Source organism: Bernardetia sp. Wsw4-3y2 (assembly GCF_037126295.1).
In the GTDB taxonomy this organism is placed as follows: domain Bacteria; phylum Bacteroidota; class Bacteroidia; order Cytophagales; family Bernardetiaceae; genus Bernardetia.
This window is the reverse complement of sequence record NZ_CP147018.1, coordinates 1-13,206: the sequence shown is the minus strand read 5'-3', so window position 1 is coordinate 13,206 and position 13,206 is coordinate 1. Positions and strand designations below refer to the sequence as shown.

The 13,206-nt window shown below is 31.0% G+C and carries 8 protein-coding genes; 2 read left to right on the top strand and 6 right to left on the bottom strand.

Annotated features, from left to right (window positions below):
* Positions 1-87 precede the first annotated feature (87 nt).
* The 6 genes from V9L05_RS21495 to V9L05_RS21470 all read right to left on the bottom strand — a co-directional run bounded on the left by V9L05_RS21495 (position 88) and on the right by V9L05_RS21470 (position 5,777).
* The gene (locus V9L05_RS21495; RefSeq protein WP_338815625.1) at positions 88-984 is read right to left on the bottom strand and encodes a TIGR01777 family oxidoreductase; all 897 of its coding nucleotides are present in this window, start codon (positions 982-984) and stop codon (positions 88-90) included.
* A gap of 17 nt (positions 985-1,001) precedes the next feature.
* Entirely contained in the window at positions 1,002-1,391 is a 390-nt protein-coding gene (locus V9L05_RS21490; RefSeq protein WP_338815624.1) for a hypothetical protein, read from the bottom strand.
* Between the two features lie 121 nt (positions 1,392-1,512).
* Positions 1,513-1,713, bottom strand: a complete 201-nt coding sequence (locus V9L05_RS21485) for a helix-turn-helix transcriptional regulator (RefSeq protein WP_338794208.1) — start codon at positions 1,711-1,713, stop codon at positions 1,513-1,515.
* A gap of 50 nt (positions 1,714-1,763) precedes the next feature.
* Positions 1,764-2,207, bottom strand: coding sequence for a hypothetical protein (locus V9L05_RS21480; protein WP_338815623.1), 444 nt, complete (start codon positions 2,205-2,207; stop codon positions 1,764-1,766).
* 200 nt (positions 2,208-2,407) lie between these two features.
* Positions 2,408-3,283, bottom strand: coding sequence for a DUF4249 domain-containing protein (locus V9L05_RS21475; RefSeq protein WP_338815622.1), 876 nt, complete (start codon positions 3,281-3,283; stop codon positions 2,408-2,410).
* Positions 3,284-3,305: 22 nt separating this feature from the next.
* Positions 3,306-5,777, bottom strand: coding sequence for a TonB-dependent receptor (locus tag V9L05_RS21470; protein ID WP_338815621.1), 2,472 nt, complete (start codon positions 5,775-5,777; stop codon positions 3,306-3,308).
* Between the two features lie 397 nt (positions 5,778-6,174).
* Between V9L05_RS21470 and V9L05_RS21465 the strand changes: the two genes are divergently transcribed.
* Positions 6,175-9,552, top strand: a complete 3,378-nt coding sequence (locus V9L05_RS21465; RefSeq protein WP_338815620.1) for a SpoIIE family protein phosphatase — start codon at positions 6,175-6,177, stop codon at positions 9,550-9,552.
* A 204-nt stretch (positions 9,553-9,756) separates the two neighbouring features.
* Positions 9,757-13,152, top strand: a complete 3,396-nt coding sequence (locus V9L05_RS21460; protein ID WP_338815619.1) for a SpoIIE family protein phosphatase — start codon at positions 9,757-9,759, stop codon at positions 13,150-13,152.
* Positions 13,153-13,206: the final 54 nt, after the last annotated feature.

Sequence of the window (13,206 nt, the reverse complement as noted above, 5' to 3'; positions counted from 1 at the left end):
TTTTATTGTAAGTCATAATTAGTCATTCATTATACTGAAAACATTTTATTTATGTTCTTTTTATTAAAAAAATAATGGTACAAATCATCAAACAGTTTGCTCAATAGCCTTTCCTAAATTTGGATAATCAAACTTAAAACCTTCATCTTGTAATCTTTGAGGAATTACCCAACGGCTTTTCAAAAGTAATTCGGTTTCTGTTCGAATGAAAAAAGCTCCAATTTCTAACAAAAGTTTTGGTGTCGGCATTCCGAAAGGTATTTTCATTTTTTCTCTAACAATTCTCATTAACTCTGTATTTTTTACAGGATTCGGAGAAGAGCAATTAAAAACACCTTCTAAATTTTCATTTTCTTGTAAAAATAAAATTATTCTATATAAATCGTGAATATGTAGCCAACTAAACATCTGATTTCCATTTCCTTGTTTTCCTCCCAAACCAAAACGGACTATATTTTTATAAGCAGGAATTACACCTCCATCTTTACCCAAGATAATTGCCATTCGGAGCGCAATTTTTCTTGTTCTTTCTAATCCAAAAGAAAAAAATTCTTTTTCCCAAGCTGTTGCAATTCCGACCGAAAAACCTGTTCCTATTTCTCCTTCTTTTTCTGTCATGGCTCTATCTTCTGCGTGCCTGTAAATAGTAGCTGTGCTAGAATTAAACCATATTTTAGGTGGAAATTTACAATTCTTGATAGCTTCTCCTAAAATTTTGGTCGTTTCTGTTCTTGAAAGCAGAATCTCATTTTTATTTTTTTCATTGTAGCGACAATCGACAGATTTTCCTGCTAGATTTACTAGCATTTCAGCATGTTCTAATGCTTCTGTTATTTCATCTGGATTTTTCCAATTTACAGATGTATTTCTTGCAATAATTATCACTTCATAGCCTAATTCTGAAAACTTCTTTTGTAAATATTTACCTACAAAACCAGTCCCTCCTGCCAAAACTATTTTTTTATATAATGATTCGTTTCCCATTTTTTTTAAATTGATTTTTAGTGAGCTAACTTATATTTTTTGACTCCAATTAATCCCAAAATCCCGATAGGTAATAATAAAGTCCATTGAGGAGCAAGTAGTTGATTCATAAAACTTACTGCAATAAAAGAAATAGAAAACAAAAAATAGACATAACTAATAAACTGAATTATTGCTCTACATTCTTCTTTGGGTGCAAAATAATTCTTTATAAAAACAGCAGAAGTAAAAAATAAAAACAAAGTTATCATATGCCAAACACCAAGAAATTCAGTCTGAACTTGATTATCCAAATTACTTGAGAGTAAAGGATTTATTAATCCTACTTGCCCTCCAAATGTGTGAAGTAATGCTGTAAATAAATTCAGAATTCCTGCTAGTAGCCAAAATATATTTTTAGTTTTCATAAAAGTTGATTCAATTATTTGCTGATTTTATAATCTAATTGAAACAAATATACACAAAAAAAACAAACTTTCAAATAAAATTGAAAGTTTTGAAAGTTTGTTTTTGACGGATTTTTTTAGTTTAATCATCTTCATCTAATACAAAGATTTCATTGACTGATTTTTCGAATAATTGAGACAATTTTAAAGCTAAAACAGTAGAAGGAACATATTTATTTTTTTCTATCGAACTTATTGTTTGTCTAGAAACTCCTATTTTTTGAGCGAGTTCTTCCTGTGTAATATTCAAAATTGCCCGTTCTACTTTTAGTGTGTTTTTCATGGCTGCATCTATTTGTAATTCCATTTTCTTAGAAATTTAGAATAAGTGATTTAAGATTGAAGTTTTTTGAGCAATTGAAAGTAAGCTATTTGAACAAATAACATAAACCAAAGCACGATTCCAGAACTCATATCTGTATAATCACTTTGTTTCATTTGAATAACAGAATCCACTAAAAAATCTACTAGAGGCATAGCTAAAGCATAACCCACGCCCATCACAAAAGCAAAAGAATACGATTTTACTCTCAATTCACTTATCATTTCATCTTCTATTTTTTCTTTAGAAATAGAAATTAGTAACATAGAGACAAGAACTAATTTTGATGAAACAGAAAGTAAAGTAGTAGCATCAATCATTACAAAACGAAAAAACAATACGGCTAAAACAGAAAGAATAAGACCAGCAAAGCCAATATTTTTGAAAGAATGAGGCAAAAGTTTAAAATTGTTCGCTGATTTTTGTTCGTTTTCACAAATTTGAGTGATGTTCATAATTAAGGTAGTTTGAGTTTAGAAATAATTAAAATCTGAATTGTAAAGTTATAACGTCAAAAAGTAAATTTTAGTTGTCTTTTTGTAAAGTTTATTTTACATTTTAGAATTGTTTCTATTGAGTAAATCATAAAAAAACCGTTCAAAACTCTTCATTCAAAGATTTTTAAACGGTTTTTATAAGATGAAAAAAGAAATTATTAGTTTCTTGTAATTACTTTAGCAGTAATATAAGCTCCAAAACAACCAATTCCATTTTTGATATTTGAATGAATAATAATTGGTTCACCAAATGGGTTTCCTTCATTATTATAAGCATCTTCTACTGATTTGTGATAACGATAATAATTTTCATCTGTTTTCATCAAGTAAGTTGTAACATAAGGATAGTCATAAAAATAAATTTTATCTTCTGGTTTATAGGTTATAGTGTTGCGTCCTTCTTGGCTTTTAAAATAATTGTTCTCAAAATACAAAGTTCTAGTTTGTCCAGTTCCACCAGAAGGTTGATAGGCTTCCAGTCTGTAATAATTTGTTGTACTGAAATTATCTTCCCATTGAGCTTCATAATTATATTCTTGCTCATTGAATTTTGTTAGATTCACAATAGGAGTTACTTTTCCAATAGGAACAGTACACTTTGCACTCAATTTTTCGCCTTTATCAGTTTCTATTTCTAAAGTGTATGTTTTTCCTTCACTTACATTCAATATAGAATTTTCGATTTGATAAGTAAATTGAGGTTTCTCAAAAGAATAGTTAAAATAACCATTTCCCAAATCCTCAAAGCTATAAGGATTTTTCCCATAATTCATTACATAGCTATTTTGCCCATCTGAAATACGAACTACGGCATTTTGAATATAGTCTTCTCCTTCCTCTTCATCTCTTTCTTGTCCAATTCCAATAGCTCTATAAAGGGCAACCTGAACAAGCGAATCATCTGGAGAAATAAATCCTACGACGGCAATTTCATTATCACCTTTCACATCGACATCTTCCAAAAAATCACCACAACTTGGAAGTAAAAAAAGGCTGATTAAGATAAATAAAATTGATTTTATGATATTTTTCACAATAAATTTAGAATTAAGATTTTTAGAATTTAAAATTATAAGTAATAGAAGGAATAATAGGAAAGAGAGCAACTTTTTGCACAGTTTCTACATTTTCTCCAGCCTCATTTTGACTATTGAGTATATAGAAAAATGGATTCATACGACTATACGCATTATAAACACCGACTTCCCACGTTCTGACACCCCATTTTTTTTCTTTTTTGAATTGTGCAGCTATATCCAAACGATTATAATTTTGCATTCTGAAACTATTCTTTTCTCCATAATTAGCTACTGAACTAATAAAATTATAATTATTTACACCTTCAACATTAGGAGAGTGAGTAAAAGGATTAAACGAATTTTTAGGCATCGTAACAGGCGCACCAGTACGAAAAACCCAGTTAGCAGAAAGATTAATTTTATCATTGATTTTATAACTTCCTGTAATAGAAAAATCATGACGAATATCAAAACGAGGAGAAAACCACTTAGAATTATTCAAATCATCAAATTGCTGTTCTGTTTTGGCAAGTGTATATCCTACCCAACCTGTAAATTTGCCTTTCTTTTTTTGTAACAATATTTCTAATCCATACGCACGACCTTTTCCACGAGTGATAGCATCTTGCCAATCAAAAGATTCAGAACTATAAGGATCGTCTATAAGGAGAAAATTTGCACCCTCTTTGTATCCAATTACATCTTTGGAAATTTTATAATACGATTCTACTGAAAAAGTAAGCCCTGTTTCTTTAAAATCTTTGGCTATTCCTGCTGCAACTTGTTGAGATTGTTGAGGTTGTACTCTTGCTGTTGAAGGCACCCACAAATCAGTCGGAAGTCCGATTCCTGTATTTGAAAGTTGATGAATATACTGATTCATTAGTGCATAAGAACCTTTTAAGGCAAGTGTAGATGTAAGTCGATAAGCTGCTGCTATTCGTGGTTCAATTCCATAATAACTTTTGTTTTCTTCGTCTTTATTTTTGGTACTGACATCTAACAAATTACTCAATCTTAAACCAGCATTTACTCTAAACTTATCAGTTATTTGCCAATCATCTTCTACATAAATAGCCGATTCGATAACATCATATTTCGTATTTCTAGAAGGATCATATTCGAAATCAGCTTCTTTAATCACAAATGCACTAGGTGTAAAACGATGAAGTGTACTCTGCATTCCAAAACGAACTGTATGACTTGGAGAAGGATAATATGTCCAATCGTATTTTAGGCTATAATCACGAATATTTGAAGTATATTTTAAATAATAATTCTCATTGTCGTAATTGTCTTCACTAAATATTTGAAACTTATAATCACTGAAAATCAAAGAAATATTACTAAATAATTTGTTGTTGTATAAGTGATTCCAACGAACTGTTGTCGTTGCATTTCCCCAATTTATACCTGACTCAAAGCTCTCATTTTGATTATTGGAACTATAATTATCTCTTGCATAGAATTTATCTCTACCAAAATAGCCTGAAACAAATAGCTTGTCTTTTCTACTAAAATCGTAATTAAATTTAGCATTCAAATCATAAAAGTAATAACCTACTGTAAAGTCTTTGGGCATAAGTGGGCGTGTCAAAATATCAATATAAGTTCTTCTTCCAGAAATAATAAAAGAAGATTTGTCTTTTACCACAGGAACTTCCAAAAGTAACCTTGAAGAAATAAGACCAATTCCACCTTCTCCAGAAACTTTATTTTTGTTTCCTTCCTTCAAACGCATATCCAAAACAGACGACAAACGTCCACCATAACGAGCAGGAAAACCACCTTTTGTAAGTTCGACTTGCTTAATTGCGTCCCCATTAAAAACAGAAAAGAATCCAAATAAATGTGAAGCGTTATAAACAGGAGCTTCATCTAAAAGAATTAAATTTTGGTCATTATTTCCTCCTCGCACATAAAGTCCTGAACTTCCTTCTGTACCACCTTGAACTCCAGGTAAAAGTTGGAGAGCTTTGATGACATCTTTTTCTCCTAAAAGTGCAGGAATATCTTTGATTTGTTCGACAGGAATACTAACTTGGCTCATCTGTACTTGCTCGCTAATTGGTTCAGAATCTTTATCAGCAACAATAACAACAGCTTCAAGAGCTTCGTCAAAATCTAAAGAAATATCAAGATTAATATCTTTATCTAAAATAATTTGATGCGCTTGTGCTTCATAACCAATGTAGGAATAAATCAAAGAAACAGTATCTTCTTGTAATGTAAGTGAATAAAAACCATAGCTATTTGTAACTGTTCCTTGTTTTGTTTTTGGGTTATAAATACTTACTCCGATAAGTGTTTCAGAGCTTTCAACTTCTCTAACAAAACCACTAATTGTATGCTTTTTTGTGGTAGAATTGGTAGTTGGAGTTTGAGAAAAAACAGGAATACTAAAAAAGCAAGCTACTAGTAAAAGAATTAGAAAAGACGTTTTTTTTACTGTTTGAAAAGAAAGGCACAATGAAAGAAAAAATTCTTTCAAGATTGATTTTGATGACATAAAATTGAATTGAAAATAATTTCTAAAATGGATTAGAAGCAACCAAATGAGCTTTTAGCTTATGTATTAAGGTTAATCATACTGTAAAAGAGAAAAATTGAGACATTTTGGTATAATTTATCTCCTATTTATAAACTTACTTTTGCGAGACGTAAGAAATTGTTTTATTGCAGCAACAAATGTAAAATTACTGATTGTTTTTTTAAGATAAATTTGGAGATATATCAAGAAAAATCTGTCAATCTTAAAAAAAAGCAAATCCTAATCATTTATATTGTATATCTGCCTTGAAAATAGTAATTTGCTTATGACTTCATTTATATTCTTAAAAATAATCCTAAAGAAAAGCAACATCATAAAATATAGGAAAACAGTCTTGATGCTAAAAAATGATTCTATGAAAAATTTGTATATATTTCTTCTTCTAATTAGTTGTTGCTTTTGGCTCTCTTCTAATTTGTTCGCTCAACAATATTTATTTAGGACTTATGGCTTAGAACACGGTCTTCCACAATCCGAACTTCCAACTCCTCAAGCAGGAATAACAGATTCAAGAGATAGAATTTGGATAGGCACAAATGGAGGAGGGCTTGCACTCTTAGAACAAAACAAGTATAGAGTTTTTGGAATAAAAGATGGTTTAAATAGCAACTTAATTAGTAGTATAGTAGAAGATACTAAAGGAAATATCTGGATTCTGTCTCAAAATAAAAATATCTCAAAATATGATGGCATAAATTTTACATCCTTTCCAGAACTAAATGGGACAATGTCTTTAGGTGGAACTTTATCTATAGATAAATGGCAAAATGTATGGGTAATGGCTAATGGAGGAGGTGTAGGAATAAATAATACTCTTTATTGGAAACCAAAAGATGAAAAAACATTTAGAGAATACAGACAACCTAATTTGGGAAACCTCCCAGCACCTACTTTATTTCTAACTCATACATTTGATTTTGAAACCTACTTGACACATCAAGGAAAATGTTATGTCTTTAATGGAAAAAAATTTGAAGAAGTAATATATCCCAAAACAGTAGCTAGTGATTCACTTTTTCGAAATAAAAATTTATTTTTAACACACAAAGACCATAATAAAAATCATTGGATTTGGACAACTGATATTACAACTGGACTAAATGATTTATTATTTTTTGATACAAAAAAAAGAGAATATGATAAAATAAAATTTCCTCAAAACAGAATCCAAGCAGGTCTAGCTCCCAATATAGCGTGGCAAGTTTTTGTGGCTTCTGATGATAAGGTTTATGTAGTGGCACACCCTATTAATACAATTTTTGTTTTTGATAAAAATCATAATTTTCTCAATAGCTATGGGGCAGTCAATGGTTTTACAGGAATTATGGGTGGTAGTGGTACTATTTTCGAAGACAAATATGGAGTTGTTTGGGTTGGTACTCGTGGAAAAGGAATTGTACAATTGCCTAGAGAAAAATTTACCAACTATACAGCAAAAGATGGATTACAAGGAGAAATTATTTTTTCAGTGCATGAAGATACTAAAAATAGAATTTGGTTGGGAAGTTCGGCAGGAGGAGTTACACTATATGAAAATAACAATTTAAAAACCATTATTCCTGTTTTGAGTGGTTTTGCTAGAATGTCTGGTTTTTTACAAATGGATTCTACTACTTATGCTGCTACTGGTGCAGGTGTTTTGGAAATTAAAGAAGATACTAAAAAAAATACGTTTATAGCTAATCTTATTAATCAGAAATTTGGCTTTCCAGCAGGTACTTTTGCTAGAAGTATTGTGGAAATAGACAGTATTATTTGGGTCGGAACGCAAGGTTCTGGAGTGGTCGGATATGATTTGAAAGACGACAGTCTAAAATATACATTTGGTCAAAATGAGCTAGGAGGAACTAGTGTAATGGATACTAAGCAAGATTCAAAAGGAAATTATTGGTTTGCTACCTTTGCAGGATTAGTAAAATGGGATGGAAAAGGGACACAAAAATCAAACTTTCAACGTTTTACAACACAAGATGGATTAGGAGATAATTTACTTCTACAACTCTACATCGATAAAAAAGATATTATTTGGATTATTGCTTATTCAGGTGGACTAAATCGCTTTGATGGAAAAACATTTCAAATCTATCAAACTCCTCAAGGACTTTCATCAGATATTATTTATTCCATTCTTCCTATAAAAAACAAATTAGATCAGTTTTGGATAGGAACACAATTAGGACTAAATAAAGCCTATTTCAGAAGTGATGGAAAGCTAATGCGAGTAGAAAAGTATGGAAAAGAAGAAGGCTTTTTTGGAGATGAATCCAATTCGAAAGCCATTTTTGAAGACAGTAAAGGAAATATTTGGGTTGGACATCTCAACGGAGTTACAAAATGTGATTTTTCACAAGACAAAAAAGTAGTTCTTCCAAAAACATTTATTAGTGAAGTCAATTTATCTTTAAATCAAACTTCTTGGAGTGACTCTGCTTACATAGACTATTTTGATTCAATCTCAGCATGGAATAATCTACCTCAAAACTTAACATTGAGCGCAGAACAAAACACACTCAATTTTGATTTTTATTCTACTGATTTTTCTAATCCTAAAGCTATTCAATATCAATGGTGGTTAGAAGGACTGAATAAAGATTGGCTCATTCCAACTGATAAAACAGAAGCTACTTATTCGAATCTTCCTGCCAAAAAATATATTTTTCATGTTCGTTCTAGACTTGGAGAGGACGGAGAATGGGGAGAAGAAGCTACTTTTGAATTTAAAATAGAACCCTACTGGTATCAAACTTGGACAGCACGAATTTTAGGCTTATTGCTGGTAGTAGGAATTGTATTTGGCTTAATAAATTGGCGTACAAGCAGTTTGGAAGCAAGCAGAAAACGTCTTTCTCGTTTAGTAGAAGAAAGAACGGTAGAAGTAGTCAACAGAAACAATGAGATTTTAGATAAAAATCAAGAGTTAGAAGCACAACAGCTCAAACTAGCTGATGCGTATGACAATATTCAAGAAAAAAACAAAAATATTACAGCAAGTATCAATTATGCAAAGCGAATTCAAGATGCTATGCTACCATCCGATGAGCGAGTAAAAACAATTTTAGAAGACTCTTTTGTCTTTTATCAACCTCGTGATATTGTTTCTGGAGATTTTTATTGGCTCGCAGAAGTAGAAAATAAGATTGTTATTGCTGCTGTAGATTGCACAGGACATGGCGTTCCTGGGGCATTTATGTCGGTCATTGGAAGTAATCTTTTGTATGAAATTGTTGAAAGTAAACGTATTCTTTCTCCTGCCAAAATTTTGGATGCACTCAATGAAAATGTTCGTCGCCATCTCAATCAAGCTAAAACCAACAATCGTGATGGAATGGATATGTCAATTTGTGTCATAGATAAAGAAACGAATATCCTGACTTTTGCAGGCGCAAAAAATCCCCTTCTTCATGTTCATGATAATCAGGCTGAAATCATAAAAGGAGACCGTTTTCCAGTTGGTGGTTTTGATAAGCACGGACAAAAACCTTTTAAAGAACATACAATTATTCCACGAGAAGATAGTGTTTTTTATATCTATTCAGATGGCTTTCAAGACCAGTTTGGAGGCTTGGAAAAGCGAAAATACATGTCTAGGCGTTTTCAAGAGTATCTCAAAAGTATTTCCTCATTACCTATCAAAAAACAAAACATAGCAATTGCCACAGAGTTTAAGGAATGGAAAGACTCTGGAAATGAGCATCAGATAGATGACGTTCTAGTTATTGGATTTAAAATATAGAAAATATAAATAATGGAATGAAATTTCGCAAGCGATTAAAAATGGTTAATTTTGTTTAACTATATCTCAAACAATATGCTAGATAAATCATTCTATTATAAACATCTTGAGAAACTCATTTATTGGAAATTTATTTTCTTACATCCAATTTATATAAAATCTAGTTTTGCTATAATTTATTATTTATAGCTCCCCTTAACTTTTATGAAATATTTTCATTCTCTACTTTTTGTTGTGCTAGTACATAGTGTATTGCTATGCTGCTCTTCTGTATATGCACAACAGTATTTTTTCAGAAATTATGGGATAAAACATGGTTTACCTCAATCTGAAATACCTACTTCTCAGGCAGTTGTAGAAGATTTGAAAGGTAGAATTTGGGTAGGAACAAACGGAGGAGGAATTGGGCTTTTAGAACAAGATAAATACAGAGTTTTTGATGAAAAAGATGGATTAAATAGTAATTTGATTAGTGCCATTGCTGCTGCTCCTGATTCTAGTATATGGATTCTTTCTCAAAATAGAAGCATTTCAAATTATGATGGAAAAGCCTTTACTTCCTATCCTGAATTAGAAGACAAACTCTCTGTAGGTGGAAGGGTTGCGATAGATGAATGGAATAATGTTTGGGTATTAGCTTTTGGAGGAGGAGAAGACATTAAAAATATACTTTATTGGAAACCCAACAACCAAAAAACATTTAGAAAGTATAATCAAATAGGGTTTCAACGAACAGATTTATCCCTCATTTCTCTAAAAAATAGTAAGAAATTTCAGACTTATATTACTTATGGAAAAGATATTTTTGTTTTTAATGGGCAAGAATTTGAAAAAAAAGAATACCCAAAATCTATTTCTGATAGTTTAAATACAAGAATACTTATTATAGCTCATCAAGATTATCAGGATAATCATTGGATTTGGTCTTCTGACAAATCTAATGAAGAAAGCAAATTATTTTTCTACAATAATAAAACAAAAAATGCTCAAGAAGTAAGGTTTCCTAAACATCTAATTCCTGATGGTTTTTCACCTGTTTCTGAATGGCAAGTTTTACTAGCAACTGATAATAAACTATATATTTCTGCTCATTTAATAAATAAAGTATTTGTTTTTGAAAAAAATAATCTCAATAAAATAAAATTTCTCAAATCATATAGTAAAGACAATGGCTTAGAAGGAATTTTGGCAGAAAGTGGTGTTTTATTTGAAGACTTTTACGGAACAGTTTGGGTAGCTGCACATGGAGAAGGACTTATTCGGCTTCCCAAAGATAGATTTACTAATTTCACACCTCAAGAAGGATTAGAAGGAAATGTTATTTTTTCTGTTCTGAGTGACAAACAAAATAGAGTTTGGGTAGGAAGTTATCGCTCTGGGATTACACTTATAGAAGAAGACAAAATAGATAAAGTTTCGACAGTCTTGGAAGCAAATAGTAAATACGGTAGAATATCTGCATTTTGGAATTACCAAGATACTATGTATGCTGCTAGTGCAGTAGGAATTTTAAAAATTACAGAAAATAAATATACAAAAACATTTGCAGTTCAAAATGTAAATAGACGTTTTGGCTTAGATGAAGAGACTTATATCAGAAATCTTGTCAAGATTGATAATATTCTTTGGATTTGTATGCAGACAACTGGTTTGGTAGGTTATGATTTAGTTACTAAAAAAGTGAAATATCGCTTTACAAAAGAAATAACAGATGCCAATTCAGTTATGGATATTGCCAAAGATTCAAAAGGAAATTATTGGCTTGCCACTTTCAACGGACTCATAAAATGGGACGGAAAGGGAACTTCAGAAACACATTTCAAACGTTATTCAAAAAAGGAAGGACTAGGAGATAATCTTCTTTTACAGCTTCATATAGATGCTAGAGACGTAGTTTGGATAGTGGCTTATACAGGTGGCTTAAATCGTTTTGATGGCGAAAAATTTCAAATCTATCAGACTGCTCAAGGGCTTTCTTCCAATTTAGTTTATTCTATTTTGCCTGTAAAAGACAAACTCAATGAGTTTTGGATTGGAACACAGCGAGGACTAAATAAACTTTATTTGAAGCCAAACGGAGAAATTATAAACATAGAAAAATATACAAAAGAAGATGGACTTTTTGCTGAAGAAACTAATGGAAAGGCTATTCATGAAGACCTAAAAGGAAATATTTGGCTTGGACATATAAAGGGAATTAGTCGTTGTAACTTTAGCGATGAAAAAAAATATATTGCTCCTCATACTTTTATAACTGAACTCAATTTGTTTTTAGAACAAACTAATTGGAAAGACTCTACCTACATAAAACAGTATAAATCACTTTCTGCGTGGAATCACTTACCTCAAAATTTAGAATTAGAGGCAGAGCAAAACAAAGTCAATTTTAGTTTTTATACAGCAAATTTGTCTAGTCCTCAAGATATTGAATATCAATGGCAATTAGTAGGTAGTGATAAAGAATGGCTTGCTCCAACACAAAAAACAGAGGCTAATTATTCAAATCTATCTGCTGGTAAATATATTTTTGAAGTACGTTCAAGAGTAGGAAAAGATGAACAATGGGGAGAAATTTCTAGTTTTGCTTTTCAGATTCATCCTCATTGGTGGCAAACATTGGGAGTAAAAATAGGCGTTGTTTTCCTTATTTTTGGACTGAGTTTTTGGACAGTTCGTTTTTATACAGCTTCCTTAAAAAGAAGTAAAACAGAATTGGAAAATATAGTAAATAAAAGAACTATTGAAGTAGTGAAACAAAAAGATGAGATTTTAGAAAAAAATAATGAACTAGAAACACAACAACAAAAATTAGAAGAAGCTTATACTAACATTCAAGAAAAAAATAATAATATTACAGCAAGTATTACGTATGCAAAGCGTATTCAAGATGCAATGATGCCTTCTGAAGAAGATGTTTGTAAGTATTTTTCAGATTGTTTTGTCTTCTACAAACCTCGTGATATTGTTTCTGGAGATTTTTATTGGGTAACAGAAAGAGAAAATAAGATAATAATTGCTGCTGTAGATTGTACAGGACACGGAGTTCCAGGAGCATTTATGTCAGTGATTGGAAATAATTTACTCTATGAAACTGTCAAAATTCAAGGCATTACATCGCCTGCCAAAATATTAGATACTCTCAATGAAAGTGTACGTCGCTATCTCAATCAAAACAGAAATAGAAATAGAGATGGAATGGATATGTCTATTTGTTCGATAGACAAAAACACTAAAACATTAACTTTTGCAGGAGCAAAAAATCCACTTTTACATATCTACGATAATCAAATAGTTCGAATCAGAGGTGATCGTTACCCCATTGGAGGATTCAATATAAAACAAGAGCCTTTCAAAGAACACATTATTGAAATAAAAGAAGATAGTATTTTTTATATGTATTCTGATGGTTTCCAAGACCAATTTGGAGGTCCACAAGGAACAAAATATATGTCTAAACGATTTCAAAACTTCCTCAAAGATATTTCTACCTTGCCTGCAAAACAACAAAAAAGAGAATTGAAAAAAGAACTTAGAGAATGGCAATTTGACGGACACGAAAAACAAATAGATGATATACTTGTGATTGGTTTTAAGTTATAATATCTTTAAGACATAATAAAATCAAACTTATTCCTATCAAAAACGTTTGTCTAA